The sequence below is a fragment of the Picosynechococcus sp. PCC 11901 genome (genome assembly GCF_005577135.1).
GTDB lineage: Bacteria > Cyanobacteriota > Cyanobacteriia > Cyanobacteriales > MRBY01 > MRBY01.
On record NZ_CP040360.1, the window covers coordinates 1,567,732 to 1,587,612 of the forward strand.

The following is a 19,881-nucleotide window of genomic DNA, read 5'->3' on the forward strand; positions in this document are numbered from 1 at the left end:
TTTTCTTTCAATCCGTTTAAGAAAGAAGCCGATCTATTGAATTTAAAATCGATAATTACGGTATATTTTTGGGCTGTTCGTTTTGCGAACAGGCACCCGTCACTACCCCAAGGCGATCGCCCCGCTGCGGATTTTCCCTATAATGAGAGTTAACTTATGTAACAACGCCTGCTCATTTTCACCATGACTCAGCGCCTCCTCTACGTCCGCCTCCCTTGCAACCCCATCTTTCCCATTGGCGTGGTGTACCTAGCAGATCATGTCCATAAGCTCTTCCCAAACCTCGAACAAAAGATTTTCGACCTGGGGGCCGTACCGCCCCTGGATTACAAAAAAGCCCTCGATGACTGTATCGCCGCTTTTAAGCCGACGCTGCTGGTCTTTTCCTGGCGTGATATCCAGATCTATGCCCCTGTGGGTGGTCGGGGTGGTAACCCTTTACAAAACTCTTTTGAGATTTTCTACGCAAAAAATCCCTTCATTAAGCTGAGGGGAGCCTTCGGGGGCCTGAAGGTAATGGCTGCCTACTACGGCGAACTGTGGCGCAACCTGGGACTCATTAAGCGCGGTCTTCAAAAAGCCCAACAGTATAATCCTGAAGCCCAGATGGTCGTTGGCGGTGGGGCAGTCAGTGTCTTCTATGAACAACTAAAAACCGCATTACCGAAAGGGGCGATCGTCTCCATCGGCGAAGGAGAGACCCTACTAGAACGCCTACTCCGGGGCCAAGACTTTAGCGATCAACGTTGCTATGTTGTGGGCCAGGCAGAGCTACGCCCCGGCATGATCCACGAAGAACCCACCCCCATCGAAAAAACCGCTTGCAATTACCAGTACATTGCTGAAATTTGGCCGGAGTTTGATTATTATCTCCAGGAAAATGATTTTTACATCGGTGTCCAGACGAAACGGGGCTGCCCCCACAACTGTTGCTATTGTGTCTACACCGTCGTCGAGGGGAAACAAGTCAGGGTCAATCCAGCGACCGAAGTGGTGGCGGAAATGCGTCAACTCTACAATCGAGGCATTCGCAATTTTTGGTTTACCGATGCCCAGTTTATCCCGGCGAAAAAGTACATGGATGATGTGGTGGAGTTGCTCCAGGCGATCCGCGATTCGGGTATGGACGATATTCACTGGGCTTCCTATATCCGCGCCGATAATTTGACCCCAGAGATCTGCGATCTGATGGTAGAAACGGGGATGAATTATTTCGAGATTGGCATCACCAGCGGCTCCCAGGAGCTCGTGCGGAAAATGCGCATGGGCTACAACCTGCGGCGGGTATTGCAAAACTGCCGGGATCTCAAAGCGGCGGGCTTTAATGATGTGGTCTCGGTGAATTATTCCTTTAACGTCATTGATGAGACCTTTGATACGATCCGCCAAACCATCGCCTACCACCGGGAACTCGAAAAAATCTTCGGGGTCGATAAGGTAGAACCCGCCATTTTCTTCATTGGCCTTCAGCCCCACACCCATCTTGAACAATATGCCTTTGATCAAGAAGTGCTAAAGCCGGACTATAACCCCATGAGTTTGATGCCCTGGACGGCGAAAAAACTCCTGTGGAACCCGGAACCCCTCGGTTCTTTCTTTGGGGAAGTGTGTCTCCAGGCGTGGCGGCAAAACCCCAATGATTTTGGTCGGGAAGTGATGGCAATTCTAGAGGCTCGTTTAGGGCGATCGCCTCTGGAAGAAGCCCTAACGGCAAAAATTGTGTCCCAAAAGCCAACTCTGATCCCTGCTTAAATGTTTAATCTCAGTGGGTCATGGGTTCAGAATTTTTAGGACTGGGGGGTGGGCATTTGCGTTTGGCCAAATCTTTAATAAGATTGTCAAAAAAGCCTATTTACCCCGTCTGTTTACGGAGGAAAAAATCGGTGTTGAAGTCTTGCCCTAATCTGTGTCCCCTATTGGCTGTTCTTGGGGGATTTGTGCTACTTTCCCCTGGGGCGATCGCCCAAGAAGTTTTCACCTTTGAGCCATTACCCCCTGTCCCCCCAGTGATCCCCCTCTGGGAAGAAGCTCCCGCCTCCGAGCCCGTCTTCTACGATGGCTTTGAAACGACGGTAGCCCCTGGCCAAGAATACATTTTTGAGGCCCCGGCTCCCACTATGTCCCCCCCGGCATTTGTCCCCCCAGCGCCGCGGTCAAGCGCCCGCTACCGGGTTGAAGTAGTCGGGTCTAGTCCCTTGATGTTGGCAACGGTGCGCCAGGTGGAACCAACTGCTTTTGTGAAAGGCGATCGCATCCAGGCTGGTTTGTTTTCTGAGCGCGAAAATGCAGAAACCCTCCGAGCCAACCTCCAAGCCAGTGGCATTGCTGCCCAAATTACAGACATGGGTTCCGGGGATTCATTCGCTGCCAATAGCACCACAGCAGCCAGTAGCCATGGTGGTTACTTTGTGGCGATTCCCAGCCGTGGCCAAGGCCAAGATATTCAAGACCAACTGCGGCGCATGGGCATTCAACAGGATTTGATTGAAGCGAAAAGTGCTCCCCGGGGGCCTCACATCGCCATCGGCCCCTTTGCCCAACGGGAAGAGGCGGAGTTAATGAATGTGCGAGTCCGACTGATGGATCTTGATGGTCGCCTGTATTTCCGCAACTAGCTTTCATTGGCTTTCCCTTACAATCGAAACGCACTTGATTTGTCGTTTTTTTCAGAAAAACCATGGTCACAACAAACCAGCAAGCCATTCAGATTGAACGTCAACCCAGCCCGGAACGATTAGCAGCACTGGGGGTTAAAACTTGGAGCATTTGGACGAAGGAAGCCTCCACCTTTCCCTGGTCTTACGACGAAGCGGAAACCTGCTATTTCCTTGAGGGGGAAGTAACTGTAACCCCAGAGGGAGGCACCCCGGTCACCATGGGTAAAGGAGATTTAGTGACCTTTGCGGCGGGCCTGACCTGTACCTGGGAGATTACCCAATCTGTGAAAAAGCACTATTCCTTTGGGTAATCATTGAGGCGATCGCTCAGGGCAATCCATTGTAAGAGATCCACTTCTTCCCCCCTCGCCTGGGGACTAATGTCGAGATCCGCAAAAATCGGGTCAAGAATTTCCGGGTTATAAAGGCTTTTGAGGTTATTACGCAGCATCTTGCGTTTGCTGGCAAAGCCCACCTTAATCAGGGTTGCGAGTAGTTTGGGGTTCTGGGCTGGCTGGGCGAGGGGCCGGGGCCGTAGGCGCACCACCACGGATTCGACCTTTGGTTTCGGGTAAAAGGCCTTCGGCGGGACGACACAAACCGTTTCACAATCGGCGAGATATTGCACCCGCAGAGTCAAGGCCCCAAAGGCTTTAGTACAAGGATGAGCCACCAGGCGATCGCCTACTTCCTTTTGAATCAGCAGCACAATCGACTCAAAGGGATTCGAGTTCGGTCGGTCAATGGTGCCCAGGAGCTTCTCTAAAATCGGCCCGGTGATGTTGTAGGGAATATTTGCCACCACCTTGCGGGGGTTCTGAAATTGGGGAAAATCCCCTAAAAATTCATTAATATCTGCCTGGAGATAGTCCGCTTCGAGGAGTAAAAAGTTCGGGCGATCGCCATAATTCTTGACCATGTACTTGCATAGATCCCGGTCAATTTCTACCGAGAGCAAGGCTTCTACTTGAGGCAATAAACGGCTGGTTAACGCCCCTTTCCCTGGGCCAATTTCCAAGACCCGGTCTGTCGGTTGCAGGTTTGCCGCCGCAACAATCTCATCTAAAATCCGTTGATCCGTCAGCCAATGTTGACCAAACCGTTTTCGGGGGCGCATCGTTTTGTCTCTCTCCATCCAGGGGCAGGGGTTTATTTTACAAGCATTTTCTACCCCTAGATTTTTTCCCCACTCAAGATAAACATCGGGTCTACCGCCGCAAACACCTGGCGCATTCCCTGGGTTTCTAAACGGTTAATTGCCGCCTGAACCACTTCCACATTCCGGGCCTGCAGTTCTGAAAAACCCTCCGAAAGCTGATAAAGCTGCTCCAAGTTAGTCGCCATCGCCACCGCTCGGCCCCCTTGCCGTAAGCATTGCCAAGCCTCACTCAACAGAACTTTGATCGGTTTGCCACCCCCAAGACAAATCCGATCCGGCTTCGTGGCAATCTGGGCAAAACATTCCGGTGCATTCCCCTCAATCACCGTAATATTGTCGGTTTGAAAATGTGCACAATTGCGACGCACTAAATCCGCGACCTCCTCATCCCGTTCAACGGCGATCACCTGGGCTTGGGGGCATAAAAGGGCGATCTCAACGGAAATTGTCCCCGTCCCGGCCCCAATATCCCAGAGTACAGAATCCGCCTCCATCCGTAGGGCCGAGATAATCAAAAGCCGCGCTTCTCGTTTCGTCAGGGGAATGCCCGGTAAACGTTTAAATAGGTGATCCGGAATGCCAGGGGTCTGGTAATGCCAAGCCATAAGTGCTGCTAAAAAATAAAAACTACAGGGTTGCAAACGCATCCGTTGCGTTCAATAATTCCGTTTGAATGCCCGGTTCAAAGGCCGAGTGACCTGCCTCCGGGACAAGGACAAACTTTGCCTCCGGCCAGGCTTGATGGAGTTCCCAGGCACTGGTCATCGGACAAACCACATCATAGCGACCCTGGACAATGACTGCCGGTAAATGACGGATGCGATCAATGTTTTCGAGGAGTTGATTTTCCGTGGCAAAAAAACCTTTATTCACGAAGTAATGGCATTCAATCCGGGCAAAGGCTTCGGCAAATTCTGGGCGTGCAAAACTCACTTTACTGGCCGCCGAAGGAATTAACCGACTGGTGCTACCTTCCCACACAGACCAGGCCTGGGCTGCTTCTAGGCGAATGTGGGGATCGGGACTGGTTAAACGTTTGTAATAGGCACTGACGAGATCGTGACGTTCTTCGGGGGGAATCGGTTTGAGGTAACTTTCCCAGGCATCGGGGAAAATTTCGCTGGCCCCGTACTGATAGAACCACTGAATTTCCTTTTGACGGAGCATAAAAATTCCCCGCAGGATCAGACCAAGGCAACGGTCTGGGTGGGTTTGGCTATAGGTGAGGGCGAGGGTACTGCCCCAACTGCCGCCAAAGATAAACCATTGGTCAATGGCAAGATGGTCACGGATTTTTTCGATATCTGCAACGAGATCCCAGGTGGTATTTTCCCGTAATTCTGCCCTGGGGGTACTCTGGCCTGCGCCCCGCTGGTCAAACAGAATAATGCGCCATTGTTGCGGATCAAAAAATTGACGATAGATCGGGGGACAGCCGCCTCCTGGGCCACCGTGGATGAAGACGACGGGTTTACCATCTGGATTGCCGGATTCTTCGTAATAGAGGGTGTGGAGCTCAGAAACAGGGAGTTTGTCGCTGTGGTAGGGCTGGAGAGGGGGATAGAGGTTGCGCATGGCCGAGGTGAAGGGGTGGGCGTAGTTGAATCGTGCCAGAAACAGCGGGCGATCGCCAATGGGTTGGCTGTCCTAGAGGGTGCTGGCGAGATAGTGACGGGTGACGTAATGGTTCACCATATCAATTAGTTTTTCACTGTGGATCGGCTTGGGTAGGTAATCTTGGAAACCATGTTTTTGGAGTTTTTGCCACTGGTCATCGCTGAGGCGATCGCCCGTCAAAAGCGTGGGAATTTGTTGGGTTTGGGGAGCCATTTTGAGGCTATCGATAATGTCTTCAATTTGAATTTTATGTTGGTGGGCATCGAGAATCACTAAAATCGGCTGGAGAGCACTAATCTGACGGCTAGCAATTTCGCTATCGATCAGCCAAATCACTTGGTAGTTCGTCGCCGTTAACAACTCACAAATCAAGGTCGCCATTTCTTCATCCTGGGAAACCAGCACAATGGTGCCGCCCTGGTTACCGCCCACACTCCCCTTACCCACGGGGTGAAGATTGCGGGGCACTTGGTTGGGGATGCGGACGGTGAAGATGGAGCCTTTTTTTGGGGTGGAGGTGACGTGAATTTGTCCCTGGTGAATTTCGACGAGCTGTTTGACGAGGGCTAAACCAAACCCCGCCCCATCGTAGCGACGACTCATGGAAGGTTCGAGTTGCTGGAACTGCTCAAACAGGAGGGGAATTTGCTGGGGGGGGATGCCAATGCCCGTGTCTTTGACCTGGAAGCTGACATCTTTTTGTTTTTCGCGCCAAATGCTGAAGGTGACTTCGCCACCGTGGGAGGTAAATTTAATCGCATTGGACAGGAGGTGACTGAGGATTTTTTCCAGGCGGATCGGGTCGGCGTAAAAGGAATCTTGTTCTGGTTCTAGTTGATTGATGAATTTAAGGCTGATCCCTTGGCGATCGCCTAATTCTTGGAACCCATTGAGGACGCGATAACACAATTGTTTGAGGGAAAATTTCTGTAAATCCAACACGGAACGGGCCGCTTCTGTTTGGGAAAAATCAAGAATATCCTGGAGCAAATTGCGCAGGCGAGTGCCGCTTTCATGGATGGTTTGGAGATAGACGCGCTGTTTTTCGGGGGAGAGCTTTTTCGGATTGTCGTCGGCTGTCCAATAGCTGAGGGTATTCGAGAGGCCAATGATCGACGTGAGCGGGGTCAAAAGCTCGTGGCTCATGATGTGGATAAATTCTTTTTTCGATTGGCTGGCCACTTGGGCAGAAAGGAGGGCATCTTCTAGTTCCCGGGCGCGGCGTTGGGCGAGGGTTTCAAGGCTGGTTTTTTGTTCTTGCAATTGCTGGTAAGAACGGGCTTGGAGGATGGCGATCGCCAAATATTCCGCCACGTGGGTCAGAAAGGTAATTTCATTTTTGCGCCAACGGCGGGGGCCATGGCATTGGTGGGCGATGAGTAAACCCCAGAGGCGCTGCTCGACGATGAGGGGCACTACCAACTTTGCCTTGACCTGCATCCCTTGGAGTTGTTGTTTAAAACAGGGACTGAGGTTCGGTTGGGTCTCAATATCATTTACCGCCAAGTGCTTCCCATTCAGATAGGCATCTTTGATCAGTTGATTATTCGTCAAGCATTCATCTTGGTCAAAATGCAGGAGGGAAGTGACTTTGTCTGAGGACACCACTTCAAAGGTGACCCGATTGACGAATTTCTCTGGATTCGCCGTCGGTAAATCGAGCTGATAAACTAGCAGCCGATCAACCCGCAAGAGGCGCTGGGCTTGTTCGAGGGCCATGCGTACCGTCACCATCAAATCTTGGTTTTGGTAGATGCGATGGGTGACATTATTGAGGATTTTTTCCTGTTCTAGGCGCTGGCTCAGCAACATATTCAGGGGTTGGTTTGGCACCACCGCCTCGTCAGGTGCAGTTTCTTGAATAGACGGCGATCGCACAATCTCCAAGAGGCCCACCATCAGATCCGGCGGAATCGCAGAGCGTTGGGGCAAAATCTTTTTTCGCAGGGCCTTCAATTGGGGAAAGTCCACATGACTACCGAGGAGAGTCGCAATCAGGGGGGCGATCGCCTGGGGATCAAACGCCATAGAAATTTCATACTGTTCCCCTGGGGCTGACGGCGTATCCGGAGTAACTGCGGCGGGATCAATAGCCTTCGCCCACAGCAGAGCCGTAAAATCCGTTTCGATGAGGAGGTGAAAAACGTCGTAGTCGAGGGCCAACCCTGCCTCTTGTAACTGGGCACCACTGATGTATAGGCGATCCTGGGGGTCGATGCCAATGCCAAACCGCCGCCAAAGATGACACAGCTGTTGCAGCACATTCCAGGGGGCAGTCCAAGCAATATCGGGGGTAATGGCGTTAAGAATCATGAATTACGTCAAGAGACCAATCAGACAGACCTCGTTGCTGTCTAGCATGGCCCTAATTTTTGGCGGGAGCTTTAGATCTAAGCTTTTCTAAAGAAAGTTTATGGCAAGCTGAGGGGTTGCCGAAAGAATCTTCTTGTCTTGAGGGAACCTCGAAAAATTCAAAATTTCGCCAGATCGGCAACGTATCCTCGTTGTTTCAGGCTCAAAAAATCGTCAAAAAAGCAATTAATCGAGGTTCCCTTGAAACGAAACGTGTCAAGGGCAGAGGATGATCAAGCCTGACTTGGCGACAGGTATTTTTTCGGTAGGATGATATCATACAAGGCTTTTGCCTTCCTTTCGCGCTCCTATTGTAGGTTTCGCCGATGTTCTATAGTTTTCAAAACCGCATCTCTGTCCTAGGGATTTCCCCATTGGCCCTGGGTTTCGCCTCTAGATCTTGTTTGGGTCTGGTGGGCTTAGTTGGACTATTAAGCTTGACGCTCCCCCAGGCGATCGCCCAAGCACCGCCCCAACTGACCTGTGATTATGCCGAGCCTCCCCAAGACCCAGCGATCACCCCAGAAATGTCTTGTATGCTCCGTTTTGATGCCATTGAAATTAATGGCCTAGAACCCTTAAGTTCCGGTCAACCCCCCAGCCGCTATTCCTGGTTTATGCGCCAGGCCGAAGACCGCACCGAATTGCTAATTCCTTTGTTATTTAGGCAAAGTCCCACCCCCAGCACTTTGGATCTTTTGGTACTTGGTCAAAATGATGTGGCGGTAGCCCCTCTATTTAATCTGCGTATTTCCCAACAGGATTGGCAACGGAACCCCAATATCAAACAGTGGGCCAGTTATTATCCCGAAGTAGATGTCCTCCTGAACCTCAGTCAGCCCGTAGCGAGTAACGAAGCTGCAACATCGCCAGCATCGCCAACCCCAGAGACAATCACGCCACCCCCAAGCTTAGATACGACCCCAACCCCAAGCGAAGGGTTAGTTCCCGATGCGGGGATTCCTGCTTTACCTAGCATTCCTACCCTACCAGACGTGGAAAATGTGAGCCCCCCAGCAACCACAGCACCATAAAAAAGTTCCCATGACCCTTGGAAAAGCCATAGGAAACTATTTTTTATTTCTAAGTTACTAATCAGGCAACATTCAAGGTTTGGGGCCTAGGCTGAAGCTGAAACTTCTGGCTTAACGGCTTGGTTCAAAAGTTCCTGGAGTTCATCGCCTTCAATGACCTCTGTATCGAGGATTTTTTGGGAGATGGTTTCGAGTAAATCTCGGTTGGCCCGCAAAATGGCGATCGCCTGATCATGGGCAGTCTCGACAATTTCTTTCACCTCTGCATCAATGGCCTGGGCTGTCTCATCGCTGACCATGCGCCGAGGATTCATCATACTTTCACCGAGGAAATTATTTTGGGAACCCCGTTCATAGGCGAGGGGGCCGAGGACTTTGCTCATGCCGTAGGTGGTGACCATCCGTTCGGCGAGATCCGTGGCCCGTTGCAGATCGTTGGCGGCACCTGTGGTGATCGAACCAAAGACAATTTCTTCTGCGGAACGGCCTCCGAGTAGGGTGGCAATCTGGTCGCGCATTTCCCGCTCATCCATTAAAAATCGGTCTTCCGTAGGCATTTGTAGGGTATAACCCAAGGCTGCCATTCCACGTGGCACAATGGAAATCTTCGCAACTCGGCCTCCTCCAGGCAACAAGGCACCAACAAGGGCATGACCCACTTCATGATAGGCGACAATTTTCTTTTCTTTGTCCGACAAAACCCGGCTTTTTTTCTCCAGGCCAGCGACAACCCGCTCAATTGCTTCTGAAAAATCCGCTTGGGTCACCTTATCGCGCTTATTACGAGCCGCTAGCAAAGCTGCTTCGTTAACAAGGTTTGCCAAGTCAGCCCCCGCAAATCCAGGGGTGCGAGTCGCAATTTCTTTTAAATTGACTTCGTTATCGAGTTGGACTTTGTTGGCGTAGATTTCGAGGATCTTCAGACGTCCGCCGAGATCCGGGCGATCCACTAAGACTTGACGGTCAAACCGTCCTGGGCGGAGCAGGGCAGGATCAAGGGTTTCGGGGCGATTCGTTGCAGCTAGGACAATCACGGTGGCATCGCCCGCCGAAAAACCGTCCATTTCAGTTAAAAGCTGGTTGAGGGTTTGCTCCCGTTCGTCATTGCCCCCCATCATGCCGCCACTGGCCCGGGATTTGCCGATGGCATCTAATTCATCGATAAAGATAATACAAGGGGCTTTTTTCTTCGCTTGTTCAAAGAGATCCCGTACCCGGGCGGCACCGGCACCGACAAAGAGTTCAACAAATTCCGAACCAGAAATACTAAAGAAAGGCACGCCAGCTTCGCCAGCAACGGCCTTCGCCATGAGGGTTTTTCCGGTTCCCGGAGGGCCAACCAGTAATACCCCTTTGGGAATTTTGGCACCGATCGCCGTGTAGCGTTGGGGGGTTTTGAGAAATTCAACAATTTCCGTGAGTTCGGTTTTGGCTTCCTCGACACCAGCTACGTCATCAAAGGTGATTTTTGTCGCTTCTTCCTCAACGTAGACTTTTGCTTTGCTGCGGGTAAAGGAGAGCGCTCCACCGGCTCCACCGGCACCGCCAGCACTGCGCCCAATGAAAAATTGCCAGATTAGGACAAAAATAATCGGCGGGATCACCCAACCCAAGATATTGCCAAAGAAATTATTTTTTGGGGGAGGTGCGGCAAATTCAACGCCACTGGCTTCGAGACGCTTGGGCAAATCTAGGTCAAAAATAGGGGTGGTGCGGAGGATTGTGCCCTGTTGTTCTTCGCCTTCGGCTTTGAGTTGGTAACGGATTTCGCGATCGCCAACGGAAGCACGGGCCACCTGACCATCTTCTACCTGATTGATGAAGAGACTGTAGGGCACCTGGGGGGTCGGATTACCAAACAAATTGGGGAAAAAGGCATTCACCAGGAAAAAAAGTCCCGTCAGCCACAACAAAATGGAGCCAATTTGCCTCGTCCGAGAGGGGGGTTTATCTTTGATGCTCATAGCAATGTTGTCCGCAGAAAGCTTTGTATTTCCCCATTGTAAAGATCGTCACATTTTTGAGACAACGCGGTTAACCGAAATCAACGGTTCGGCTTCAGACGGGATCATTTGTGTTAGTGGGCTAGGGCTTGGCTAAGGTATTTAGGCGCTCTAGGGGCGATCGCCAAGGCATCTGTTACGCGCTACTTTCTTCTTTTTTATGCAAAAGAAAACGGTAGACCGGTTCGCCTTTGTTGGCCGTGGCGACTTCCCGCTCCGTCGGCACTGGAAAAATATTTTCCTTTAGCCAAAACGAATTGTGGGCGAGGACAAATTTTTCATGCTCCAGAAATTTTTCTCTCATTTCTAAAGCAACTTCTTCAACATCCGATTGACAAAACAAAACCAGCTTTTGGGGTGTATGTTTCGCCAGAATGTCAACTAAATCTGGTTGCACAACCCGGCGTTTGTGGTGCTTTTTCTTAAACCAAGGATCAGGAAATTGAATCGTGATCCAAGTCAAAGTTTCCGTCGGCAAGGAGTCCAACAGCACCTGGAGAGAAGTATTAATATTCGCAAAAACGTAGTGAAGATTTTTTAGCCCCAGTTGATCTCGGATTTCGTTGGCATCGTCTACGAGGGGTTCACGAATTTCTACCCCAACAAAATTACGCTCTGGAAACTGTTGGGCCATCTCTAAAATAAACCGCCCCCGCGCACAGCCAATATCGAGGTGTAAAGGAGCCGTTAGATCAGCAAAAAGATCTGACCAATCTGGCATCTGAAACACCTGTTGATACTTATCGGTTAAGGGATTGACATGCTGTCGAACGCGCGATCGCCCCACGAACTCACTCCTTAAAAAATGTCCAACGAAAAAATTTGCCATCCCATTGTGCCACGTCCCCCACGCTAAACTTGGATATGCTTAAATGAAAAAGAGCAAAAACCCTTTGCCCTTCGTGAACCCCCTAAACTTTTCGGCAGACTATGGCAGAAACCACCGATCCCAAATCCAAAGCAGCCCCCGCCGCGAAAAAAAAGGAAAAGCCCCCCGCAGTAGAAGACAAACCCTTTGCGGAGTTTATTGAGAATCACTTCCTCCCGGATCTACAAACTGCCCTCAAGGAAAATGGCATTGGGGACATGGGTCTCAAATTTATCGAAACGAATATTCCCATTAAAGGTTTAGAATCCCAAGTCTGCTGGCAGGTTCAAGGCAGTTGGCTCAATAACAAACGGCAATTTATCCTTTATTTCATTGATGCAGACATCAAAGGCCAGAAGGCTTGGTCTTTTGCGACGGATGGCTCCCCCCACAGCACCCTAGAGTCTTTCATGATCGATGAACGTCGGGTGAATCTTCCCTTGATGGTCGGCTATGTGCTCCAGCGGCTCAATGGCCAAAAATGGTTAGTTCTCAATTAAGGCGCGGCGCAATCTGTACCGACAAGGTTATCCATGAGCGATCCTGAGGCCCTCAAACAGTTACTCGAAGCGGTGGCCCAGGGGGTAGTTAGTCCCCAAAATGCGCTGACAGAGCTGAAGCATTTGACCTTTGAAGCTGTGGGTGACTTTGCCAAAATTGACCACCACCGCCAACTGCGCACGGGCTTTCCGGAAGTGATCTGGGGGCCAGGGAAAACGCCGGATCATATTGCCCAAATTATGCAAACGATGGGCGATCGCCACCCGGTTGTCATGGCTACCCGCATTGATGTGGAGACCTACCACCAACTGCAGCCCAAGGTACATAACCTCACCTATTTCCCCGAAGCCCGCATTTGTGCCCTCATCCAGGCACCGCCCCAGGTACGCCATCGGGGGACGATTTCGATCTTGACCGCTGGCACTGCCGATCTCCCCGTAGCCGAAGAAGCGGCTGTCACTGCAGAGTTATCGGGTTTTGTGGTAAATCGCCTTTGGGATGTGGGGGTGGCCGGAATTCATCGTCTTTTAAGTCATCGCCATGTGATCGAACAAGCGGACGTTCTGATTACGGTGGCGGGCATGGAGGGCGCTTTGCCTAGCGTGGTGGCAGGTCTGGCCGATTGCCCTGTGATTGCGGTGCCCACCAGTGTTGGCTATGGAGTGAGTTTTGGCGGCGTTTCCGCTCTCCTGACCATGCTTAATTCCTGTGCGGCGGGCATTGGTGTGATGAATATTGATAATGGCTTTGGGGCGGCGATCTTGGCGGGACAAATTTTGCGGACGGCGGCAAGGTTACGCTAGAGGGTCAAACGCAACAGTGAAAAATCGTCTTCGAGGTGATTTTGGTGCAGGCGATCGCCAATGCTTTTGACCAGAGGCTGGAGAGAAGTGCCTTGGAACCGCTGTAGAAAGTTCAAAAACAGATTCCATTGCTGTTTGTGGTTTAGGGCCGCCGTATTTTCATAGACCCCATCACTAAACAAATACAAGCGGGAATTAAACGGCAGATAAAGGCTATGTTCTTCGTAGATGCTGAGGTCGGGTGGCAACATCCCAATCGGGAACCCCTGGGCCTTTAATAATTGCGGCGGTTCACCAGTATTGGGCTTCACCAGAACCGCCGGGGGATGGCCCGCACAGGCATAGGTAACAATCCGGTCATCCACGTCATAAATCCCATACCACATGGTGAAGTATTGCCCTTGCTGTTCGAGAAATTGGCAAGTGCGGTTGAGGTGATTCAGAACAGCCTGGGGGCTGCGGTAGTCAAGACCTTTAGTTTTGTTGCGCGATCGCAGGAGGTTCAAAATACTAATGGAAGGAAGTGCGGCTTTGAGGCCATGGCCCGACACATCCAAAAGATAAAACACCAGTTCCTGGGGACTGAGCCAAAAATAATCAAAGCCATCGCCCCCCAATTGGGAAGACGGAATAAAGCAGCTATCGATCTGTAAGTGATCTTGATAGAGGGGGTCTGGTAAAAGGGATTTAACGTATTGGGCCGCCTCGGTCAGTTCCGACTCTAAAGCGCGTTTCTGGGCAGTCAGATCCTGGGTGAGACGACAGATTCGCAGGCCAGATCTAACCCTGGCTTCTAGTTCGTGGCTGCTAATGGGTTTACAGAGAAAATCATCGGCTCCCGCATCTAAACCCATCACCTTATCTTCGACGGCATCTAGGGCACTCAACAAAATAAAAAAGGTAGTCGAGAGATCGGGGTGTTGTTTCACTGCTTGACAGACTTCAATGCCATTCATTTCCGGCATCATCCAATCGGAAATGATGAGATCGGGCCGGGTGGCGATCGCCAAGTCCAATCCCGTTTTGCCATCACTCGCAGTGGTGACTTGATAACCCTTACGTTTGAGGGTCCGTTCCAAGAGAACCCGCATGGCAAGGTCATCATCAATGACAAGAATCTGAGGCATTACTTAAGCTAAACTACCAAGGGAGACTATCCCTTTTTATGGCTGTACTTTGGCTATCTTAGACCAATTTCAATTCCAAATTCCCAGTGATACGGCTCAGTTAGACCAAGTCCTCCAGCACTGTGAGGCTTTTCAACTGCGTCATCACCTGGCCAGCCAAGATTGGCTCCAGTGCAAAATCGTGATCGCTGAGGGATTTACCAATGCCGTTCGCCATGCCCACGGCGAAGATCTCAAGCAGTACCAGATCACCGTTGAACTCTGCCTCAGTCACCACAGCCTCGAAATTCGCATTTGGGATCATAGCCCCACTGTCTTTGACCTAGAGCAATATTACGCAACCCAACAACACCAACAAACCACCCTAGAAGATGCGGGGGGGCGTGGCATGATGATTTTGCAAAAAGTGGCCAATCACCTCACCTATCGCCGTGATCCCCAGCGGCAACAGAATTATTTACATATCGTTAAACATCTGATGCCCCGTTTATCTTCCCATTTCATCACCGTTGATCAATTGGGCGATCGCCTAGCTGATCCCAACCTTGTCATTGTCGATTGTCGCTTTCGGCTCAATGATCCGACCTGGGGGGAAACGCAATACCAACAAGGCCATATTCCTGGGGCCTATTACCTGCATTTGGATCGGGATCTCTCTGGCCCTGTGCAACAACATGGGGGGCGTCATCCTTTGCCTGACCCAGAAGCTTTTGTTTCGTTACTTTCTCGCCTCGGCATTGAGCGCAATCGCACCGAAGTGATTATCTATGACGACTTTTACTGTGCTTTTGGGGCGCGGTTTTGGTGGTTGCTCAAATACTATGGCCACGACAAAGCCCGCCTGTTAGATGGCGGGTTTCCGGCCTGGCAGACTGCCCAAGCGCCAATTGACACTGATATTCCTGGGTTTAAACCCGGCCAATTTGAGCCAAATCCCCAACCTCAATTGGTGGTTAATCGTCAGGATTTACTGATTGCGACGGACAATCAACGGCTGGCGATCGATGCCCGGGATGGCGATCGCTATTTGGGCAAACTTGAACCCATCGATCCAATTGCTGGCCATATTCCTGGGGCGCTCAATGTCCCCTGGAAACAAGTTACCGATGCCCAAGGGTTCGCTCAACCGCCGGAAGTGCAACAAACCCTCTGGGAAAACCTATCCCCTAATCAAGAGATCGTGCTGTATTGTGGCTCCGGGGTCACGGCCTGCGTCAATTGGCTGTCTTTGGAGCTGACGGGCCACCATAATTTGAAACTGTACCCTGGGGGCTGGAGTGATTGGTGTTCCTACGTAGCCCCCTCGTTCGATACAAAGTCTCCTTAGGAAATTTCAGGCAATATTACCGGAGGCGAACCGCTTCCAACAAACGGGAATAATAAAAACGGGTACTGGTCATTTCGGTGCGGGCGATCGCAAAACCATTATCAATTAAGATTTGGCGGATATCCTGTTCCTTGTGTTGGTAGGCGCGGGTAGTCTTGCTGGGGCCAGGGAAGAATTCACCAATTTTCTTGAGGATCGTCAACCAAAACGTTTTCGGCGCAAAGCTCAAGATCAAGCGATCTTCACTGAGGGATGCCAAGTGGGCAATCATCTTTGCTGCATCCTCGGTAGGGTAGTGGATCAGCACATCTAAGCAAATCACTGTATTGTATTTGCCGCTGATGCTTTCGAGATCTTTGGTTTCAAACTTTAGATTAGGGGTGTTGCCAAAGATTTTTACGGCCCGTTCCTGGGCTTCACCGACCATTTTTTCAGAAATATCGCTGGCATAGATTGAGCGGGCATCGGCCTCCATGAGGGGAATACTGAGGCTACCGACCCCACAGCCAGCATCACAAATGCTTCTGAGGTTGAGATTTTGATCGGCCTTGAGCCAAGCCACCACCTTATCAATGGTCTGTTGGTGCCCGACGCGGATATCAGCCTGGACTTTGTTGACATCCCCGTCACCATAGATGCGCCGCCAACGGTCAAAGCCCTTGGCATTGAAATAATCTTTGACGATGGTTTTGTCATTGAGGGAGGAGGTCATGGCGCTTTGGATTTAGAAAAAAATTAAAGGATTTTGTTATCGATCCAATAATGTAGCAGCTTTGGGAAACCCTAGGGTGATTGTTCTGTGGAAGACCATTGACAGTAGGGATAGCTAACGAGGTTGGCGTTGTAATAGCGGGGCTCGTGGCTCACTTCAGGGCCAATCCAATTGGGTTTTGGGAAGGGTTGATCAGCATCTGTCAGTTCAATTTCTGCCAGGATTAAGCCTTGGTTCTCGCCGAGAAATTCATCGACTTCCCAGAGGAAATTATCGAGGGGAATGCGGTAGCGGATTTTTTCGATCTGGGGGCGATCGCCAAGATGTTCTAGCATTTCTAGGGCTTCGATCAAGGGAATTGGGTATTCAAATTCCAAGCGCCCAATCCCCTCGGTTTTACCTTTAATGGTCAAAAAAGCCTGCTCCCCGGCAATGCGCACCCGCACCGTTTTTTCGGGCGTCCGTTGGAGATAGCCTTGGCGATAGGGAATTCCTGGGGCCAGATCCCGCCAGCGATCGCCGATGACGAGAAATTTCCGTTCAATTTCTTGGGGCATAGCGTAAAAACCTCCACAGCGGCAGACCCCAAAGATTGTGGCCTAGAATGAAGATCAACTGTGCGATCGCCAACAAAAATCAATGATCGAAATTCATAATCTCTCCAAGATTTACGGCCAAGGGGACACCCAAATCTATGCCCTCAAACAGGTAAAACTCAGCATCCAAGCGGGAGAATATTGCGCCATTATGGGAGCGTCGGGTTCCGGCAAATCAACCCTGATGAACATCATTGGTTGCCTCGATCAGCCCACCAGTGGCGATTATTTCCTCGATGGCCAAAATGTCGCCACCCTCAGCGATCGCCAACTGGCCACCATCCGGAATCGCAATATTGGCTTTGTTTTCCAGCAATTTCATCTCTTGCCCCAGATGAGCGCCCTTGAAAATGTGATTTTGCCGATGGTTTATGGCAATGTTCCTCCCCATGAACGGCGGGACCGGGCCGTCGCCGCTTTAACCAAAGTCGGTTTGGGCAGTCGTCTCTATAATCGTCCGAACCAACTCTCTGGGGGACAACAACAACGGGTGGCGATCGCCAGGGCGATTGTAAATAAACCCTTGCTACTGCTAGCGGACGAACCCACCGGGGCTTTAGATTCCCGAACCACCCAAGAAATCTTAGCGTTATTTCAGACCCTCCACGACGACGGCATGAGCGTGGTGATGGTCACCCACGAAACGGAAGTGGCCCGGCAAACCAAGCGGATTATCTGGCTCCGGGATGGCAGTATTACCCACCCAAACCTCAGTCCTGCGGAAATGATCCAAGTGGCCCTGGCCCCAAGCCCCTAAGAATCCTACGGGAGTGGTATGCAATTTGGCGATCGCCATGGTTCAATTCAGATACACTTGGGACAAGACTTTGGGGAGCCCTATCCCACCACCATGATTCCTTGGGGATAAGTCCATTAAAAAAACGATAAAATTCGCAAATTTTGTCAAAGTCGGCCAAATCCCTTGTTACACTGCAGAGCAAAACCCCATTGCCTCTCCTGTTTTCCTTTCGCGTCCCGTCTACATCAGCACAACTATGAGCAACTTTAACTTCCCCTCGCCAGAGCCCACGCCCCCCGAGACCGAAGCGAACCTCAATCAGTCTCCGCCCCAGGCCCCCGAGACCGAAGCGACCAGTGCCGTAGATCCGGGTCATTCTGAAAAACAACAACCAGAGTCTGTGAGTCCTAGCCCGACGATTCCGAAACCGAATCCCAACGCCGATGGCTATGTCATTGCCCACAAACTAAGGCAGCACAACCGCGAACTGGTCAAAACCGTTGTTCAACTCGAAGAAGCTTTGGCCGAATCCCAAGAAAAACTCCAGGCACACATTATCCGTTCCCGCAGCGCCGACAGCCTCATTACCCAGCAGAGTGACGAACTGAATACGAGCCAGCAACAGCTCAGTCAGTTGGGGCAAGAACTCGAACAAGCCAAACAAAATGCCCGCCAATACCAAGAGATGCTCGCAGAACTAGAATACAAATTCCAAACTAGCCAAACACAGTTGGCGAAAATCGAACGCGAATGTGCCCTCCTCCAGGAAGCCTATAACGAGCAGCAGCAAAAACTATTCGCCGCCGAACAGGAAATTAAGGATCTCCAGGTGCGACTCCAGCGGCAACAACGCTACACCTTACAGTACAAATCAGCCCTAGATGAATGTGCGGATATTCCCGTCGAAAACGATTTGGCGACCGGGGAAGCTTCCATGCCCAAGGCGTCGAATATTCAACCCTGGTCTGAGCCGGAAACAGCGGCAACCGAGCCAACAAGGCCGGCGATCGCCAAAGCAGATCCAAATACCGAAGCTGACCTGGATCGTCAGTTAGCGGCCCTCGAAGAAGAAATTGAAGAAATGGAAGAATCCGCCGGGGCCGCTTCAATCCTGAAGCCCACCATGAGCCTAAAGGCCGCCCTACGGATTACCCCCCCAGTGACAAAACGACGGGTCAGTGCGCCCATGGGCACCCCGGCCAAAGCAGAAACCAACCACAACTGGCCAGCGCCGACCCTCAACAGTCCCCGGAGCCAGAAGCGGCCGATGTCTGCGGCAGTGGTGGATCTACCAGCCTTTTTACGGAACTAATTGCTGTCCTAAAATATTGGGTCTCCCTAAGACCCCGTTGGTGATTGACCCAGTGGCGATCGCCAATCTTTTTTTGTCACAATATTTAACAATAGAAGTTGCAAATTTTATCGACGTTTATTTTTAAGTGATTATGCCTAGAACGTTACCTGCAAACCTCGAAAAGATCGTCAGTCGGTTTAAGCGAAAAACAGATCCCAAACAAAAATATCAACAGCTTTTGTGGTACGCCAACAAGCTCGAGCCCATGGCCGACAGTGAGAAAAACGCCAACAATAAAGTCCATGGTTGCGTTTCCCAGGTCTTTATCACAGCAGACTACGAAGCGGGCAAAGTGACTTACCACGGGGATTCTGACGCCCAGCTCGTGAAAGGATTGGTGGGCCTACTGATTACAGGTTTAAATGGTTTATCGCCTGCCGAGATCCTAGCGGTCACCCCAGACTTCATCGCAGAAACGGGATTGAATGTGAGCCTAACGCCGTCTAGGGCCAACGGTTTTTACAACATTTTTAAAATGATGCAAAAAAAAGCAAGGGGCTTTGAAGTGGGGTTAGAAGCGAGTTCCAACTCATAAATGAGAAAATTTTGATATCATTTACAACAAGTAATGTTGTTTGTTAAAAAAAGAAAATTTAAATCCTATGGCACTTTTTGGCTTATTTGGCGGCAAGAAAAAGAACGAAGCTCCTAAGAGTGATTACTTCCTCGACTTTGAAGAAGCTCAGACCCTTGGTGACACCGAATTGATGAAGAAATCCGTAACCATTAAGCGGACTTTCCCGAAACTTAAGGGTCAAGGGGGCGCGACCGTCGTCACCCAAGTCTCCTCGGAGGTCGCCCGTAAATTGAACAAAAATCAACAAGCTGTATCCCAGACAACGGAAGCAACCAAGGCTTCTTCTGAAACCGCCAGCACTCCCATTACCCCGGCAGCACCTCGTCCTAACCTGAAGGTCGACAGCAGCATGGACATGTTCCGTAACATGGCGAAGAAAATCAACCGCTAATCTTTAAGCATTATTGCGATTTTCGACGGTGATTTTCAGAAATATTCACTAAAAAACCGGGGGC

The 19,881-nt window shown here is 50.8% G+C and carries 20 protein-coding genes and 1 pseudogene; 12 read left to right on the forward strand and 9 right to left on the reverse strand.

The features are described 5' to 3' along the window. Nucleotides 1-183: 183 nt before the first annotated feature. The 3 genes from FEK30_RS08575 to FEK30_RS08585 all read left to right on the forward strand — a co-directional run bounded on the left by FEK30_RS08575 (nucleotide 184) and on the right by FEK30_RS08585 (nucleotide 2,968). On the forward strand, nucleotides 184-1,752 hold the full coding sequence (locus FEK30_RS08575; RefSeq protein WP_138072909.1) for a photosystem II high light acclimation radical SAM protein: 1,569 nt from the start codon (nucleotides 184-186) through the stop codon (nucleotides 1,750-1,752). Between the two features lie 131 nt (nucleotides 1,753-1,883). After that, a complete protein-coding gene (locus FEK30_RS08580) occupies nucleotides 1,884-2,615 on the forward strand; it encodes an SPOR domain-containing protein (RefSeq protein ID WP_138072911.1) in 732 nt (243 codons plus the stop codon). 62 nt (nucleotides 2,616-2,677) lie between these two features. Then, nucleotides 2,678-2,968 carry a cupin domain-containing protein gene (locus tag FEK30_RS08585; protein ID WP_138072914.1) on the forward strand — a complete coding sequence of 97 codons (291 nt, stop codon included), beginning with the start codon at nucleotides 2,678-2,680 and terminating at the stop codon, nucleotides 2,966-2,968. Here FEK30_RS08585 and rsmA read toward each other — a convergent pair. The 4 genes from rsmA to FEK30_RS08605 form a co-directional block, all read right to left on the reverse strand. Beyond that, complete coding sequence (gene rsmA / locus FEK30_RS08590) at nucleotides 2,953-3,774, reverse strand: 16S rRNA (adenine(1518)-N(6)/adenine(1519)-N(6))-dimethyltransferase RsmA (RefSeq protein ID WP_083500743.1); 822 nt, start codon at nucleotides 3,772-3,774, stop codon at nucleotides 2,953-2,955. The two genes, FEK30_RS08585 and rsmA, sit on opposite strands and share 16 nt — an antisense overlap. A 56-nt stretch (nucleotides 3,775-3,830) precedes the next feature. Continuing rightward, entirely contained in the window at nucleotides 3,831-4,421 is a 591-nt protein-coding gene (gene cbiT, locus FEK30_RS08595; protein ID WP_012306526.1) for a precorrin-6Y C5,15-methyltransferase subunit CbiT, read from the reverse strand. 22 nt (nucleotides 4,422-4,443) lie between these two features. Then, entirely contained in the window at nucleotides 4,444-5,391 is a 948-nt protein-coding gene (pip, locus tag FEK30_RS08600; RefSeq protein ID WP_138072916.1) for a prolyl aminopeptidase, read from the reverse strand. A 72-nt stretch (nucleotides 5,392-5,463) separates the two neighbouring features. Next, the gene (locus tag FEK30_RS08605; RefSeq protein WP_099238081.1) at nucleotides 5,464-7,746 is read right to left on the reverse strand and encodes a hybrid sensor histidine kinase/response regulator; all 2,283 of its coding nucleotides are present in this window, start codon (nucleotides 7,744-7,746) and stop codon (nucleotides 5,464-5,466) included. Between the two features lie 365 nt (nucleotides 7,747-8,111). Here FEK30_RS08605 and FEK30_RS08610 point away from each other — a divergent pair, with 365 nt between their 5' ends. Further along, complete coding sequence (locus tag FEK30_RS08610) at nucleotides 8,112-8,819, forward strand: hypothetical protein (RefSeq protein ID WP_138072918.1); 708 nt, start codon at nucleotides 8,112-8,114, stop codon at nucleotides 8,817-8,819. A gap of 86 nt (nucleotides 8,820-8,905) precedes the next feature. Here FEK30_RS08610 and ftsH4 read toward each other — a convergent pair whose 3' ends face one another. Both ftsH4 and trmB read right to left on the reverse strand, forming a co-directional pair. Further along, nucleotides 8,906-10,783 carry an ATP-dependent zinc metalloprotease FtsH4 gene (ftsH4, locus tag FEK30_RS08615; protein WP_065710337.1) on the reverse strand — a complete coding sequence of 626 codons (1,878 nt, stop codon included), beginning with the start codon at nucleotides 10,781-10,783 and terminating at the stop codon, nucleotides 8,906-8,908. 175 nt (nucleotides 10,784-10,958) lie between these two features. After that, on the reverse strand, nucleotides 10,959-11,609 hold the full coding sequence (gene trmB, locus FEK30_RS08620; RefSeq protein WP_138073776.1) for a tRNA (guanosine(46)-N7)-methyltransferase TrmB: 651 nt from the start codon (nucleotides 11,607-11,609) through the stop codon (nucleotides 10,959-10,961). Nucleotides 11,610-11,752: 143 nt separating this feature from the next. On the opposite strand from trmB, the gene FEK30_RS08625 reads away from it, so the two are divergent. Beyond that, nucleotides 11,753-12,190, forward strand: coding sequence for a DUF2996 domain-containing protein (locus FEK30_RS08625; RefSeq protein ID WP_030007824.1), 438 nt, complete (start codon nucleotides 11,753-11,755; stop codon nucleotides 12,188-12,190). A 33-nt stretch (nucleotides 12,191-12,223) separates the two neighbouring features. Beyond that, nucleotides 12,224-12,994 carry a nickel pincer cofactor biosynthesis protein LarB gene (gene larB, locus FEK30_RS08630; protein WP_138072920.1) on the forward strand — a complete coding sequence of 257 codons (771 nt, stop codon included), beginning with the start codon at nucleotides 12,224-12,226 and terminating at the stop codon, nucleotides 12,992-12,994. Here the strand turns inward: larB and FEK30_RS08635 are convergent. Continuing rightward, entirely contained in the window at nucleotides 12,991-14,121 is a 1,131-nt protein-coding gene (locus FEK30_RS08635; protein WP_012306534.1) for a PP2C family protein-serine/threonine phosphatase, read from the reverse strand. The genes larB and FEK30_RS08635 overlap by 4 nt on opposite strands. A gap of 49 nt (nucleotides 14,122-14,170) precedes the next feature. Between FEK30_RS08635 and FEK30_RS17220 the strand changes: the two are divergent. Beyond that, nucleotides 14,171-14,554, forward strand: a pseudogene (locus tag FEK30_RS17220) (ATP-binding protein); the annotation flags it as partial. A 45-nt stretch (nucleotides 14,555-14,599) separates the two neighbouring features. After that, nucleotides 14,600-15,448, forward strand: a complete 849-nt coding sequence (locus FEK30_RS08640; RefSeq protein ID WP_315862717.1) for a sulfurtransferase — start codon at nucleotides 14,600-14,602, stop codon at nucleotides 15,446-15,448. Nucleotides 15,449-15,464: 16 nt separating this feature from the next. Here FEK30_RS08640 and bchM read toward each other — a convergent pair whose 3' ends face one another. Then, on the reverse strand, nucleotides 15,465-16,160 hold the full coding sequence (bchM, locus tag FEK30_RS08645) for a magnesium protoporphyrin IX methyltransferase (protein WP_030007827.1): 696 nt from the start codon (nucleotides 16,158-16,160) through the stop codon (nucleotides 15,465-15,467). 71 nt (nucleotides 16,161-16,231) lie between these two features. Then, nucleotides 16,232-16,717 carry a CYTH domain-containing protein gene (locus FEK30_RS08650; protein WP_138072924.1) on the reverse strand — a complete coding sequence of 162 codons (486 nt, stop codon included), beginning with the start codon at nucleotides 16,715-16,717 and terminating at the stop codon, nucleotides 16,232-16,234. 82 nt (nucleotides 16,718-16,799) lie between these two features. Between FEK30_RS08650 and FEK30_RS08655 the strand changes: the two genes are divergently transcribed. The 4 genes from FEK30_RS08655 (at nucleotide 16,800) to FEK30_RS08670 (ending at nucleotide 19,817) form a co-directional block, all read left to right on the forward strand. Then, nucleotides 16,800-17,513 (forward strand): ABC transporter ATP-binding protein, encoded by a 714-nt coding sequence (locus tag FEK30_RS08655; protein WP_052349711.1) that lies wholly within the window; start codon nucleotides 16,800-16,802, stop codon nucleotides 17,511-17,513. A 238-nt stretch (nucleotides 17,514-17,751) separates the two neighbouring features. Continuing rightward, nucleotides 17,752-18,807 carry a mitotic spindle assembly checkpoint protein MAD1 gene (locus FEK30_RS08660; protein WP_138072926.1) on the forward strand — a complete coding sequence of 352 codons (1,056 nt, stop codon included), beginning with the start codon at nucleotides 17,752-17,754 and terminating at the stop codon, nucleotides 18,805-18,807. A 133-nt stretch (nucleotides 18,808-18,940) separates the two neighbouring features. Then, nucleotides 18,941-19,384, forward strand: coding sequence for a SufE family protein (locus FEK30_RS08665; protein ID WP_012306540.1), 444 nt, complete (start codon nucleotides 18,941-18,943; stop codon nucleotides 19,382-19,384). A gap of 67 nt (nucleotides 19,385-19,451) precedes the next feature. Continuing rightward, the gene (locus FEK30_RS08670) at nucleotides 19,452-19,817 is read left to right on the forward strand and encodes a hypothetical protein (protein ID WP_138072928.1); all 366 of its coding nucleotides are present in this window, start codon (nucleotides 19,452-19,454) and stop codon (nucleotides 19,815-19,817) included. Nucleotides 19,818-19,881 lie beyond the last annotated feature (64 nt).

Coding starts and splice junctions, on each gene's coding strand:
- FEK30_RS08605 (WP_099238081.1), bottom strand. CDS start 7,746: ATGATTCTTAACGCCATTACCCCCGATATTGCTTGGACTGCCCCCTGG.
- FEK30_RS08585 (WP_138072914.1), top strand. CDS start 2,678: ATGGTCACAACAAACCAGCAAGCCATTCAGATTGAACGTCAACCCAGC.
- larB (WP_138072920.1), top strand. CDS start 12,224: ATGAGCGATCCTGAGGCCCTCAAACAGTTACTCGAAGCGGTGGCCCAG.
- FEK30_RS08670 (WP_138072928.1), top strand. CDS start 19,452: ATGGCACTTTTTGGCTTATTTGGCGGCAAGAAAAAGAACGAAGCTCCT.
- cbiT (WP_012306526.1), bottom strand. CDS start 4,421: ATGGCTTGGCATTACCAGACCCCTGGCATTCCGGATCACCTATTTAAA.
- FEK30_RS08610 (WP_138072918.1), top strand. CDS start 8,112: ATGTTCTATAGTTTTCAAAACCGCATCTCTGTCCTAGGGATTTCCCCA.
- FEK30_RS08650 (WP_138072924.1), bottom strand. CDS start 16,717: ATGCCCCAAGAAATTGAACGGAAATTTCTCGTCATCGGCGATCGCTGG.
- bchM (WP_030007827.1), bottom strand. CDS start 16,160: ATGACCTCCTCCCTCAATGACAAAACCATCGTCAAAGATTATTTCAAT.
- FEK30_RS08625 (WP_030007824.1), top strand. CDS start 11,753: ATGGCAGAAACCACCGATCCCAAATCCAAAGCAGCCCCCGCCGCGAAA.
- FEK30_RS08665 (WP_012306540.1), top strand. CDS start 18,941: ATGCCTAGAACGTTACCTGCAAACCTCGAAAAGATCGTCAGTCGGTTT.
- pip (WP_138072916.1), bottom strand. CDS start 5,391: ATGCGCAACCTCTATCCCCCTCTCCAGCCCTACCACAGCGACAAACTC.
- FEK30_RS08655 (WP_052349711.1), top strand. CDS start 16,800: ATGATCGAAATTCATAATCTCTCCAAGATTTACGGCCAAGGGGACACC.
- FEK30_RS08640 (WP_315862717.1), top strand. CDS start 14,600: ATGCCCCGTTTATCTTCCCATTTCATCACCGTTGATCAATTGGGCGAT.
- rsmA (WP_083500743.1), bottom strand. CDS start 3,774: ATGCGCCCCCGAAAACGGTTTGGTCAACATTGGCTGACGGATCAACGG.
- FEK30_RS08575 (WP_138072909.1), top strand. CDS start 184: ATGACTCAGCGCCTCCTCTACGTCCGCCTCCCTTGCAACCCCATCTTT.
- FEK30_RS08635 (WP_012306534.1), bottom strand. CDS start 14,121: ATGCCTCAGATTCTTGTCATTGATGATGACCTTGCCATGCGGGTTCTC.
- FEK30_RS08660 (WP_138072926.1), top strand. CDS start 17,752: ATGAGCAACTTTAACTTCCCCTCGCCAGAGCCCACGCCCCCCGAGACC.
- ftsH4 (WP_065710337.1), bottom strand. CDS start 10,783: ATGAGCATCAAAGATAAACCCCCCTCTCGGACGAGGCAAATTGGCTCC.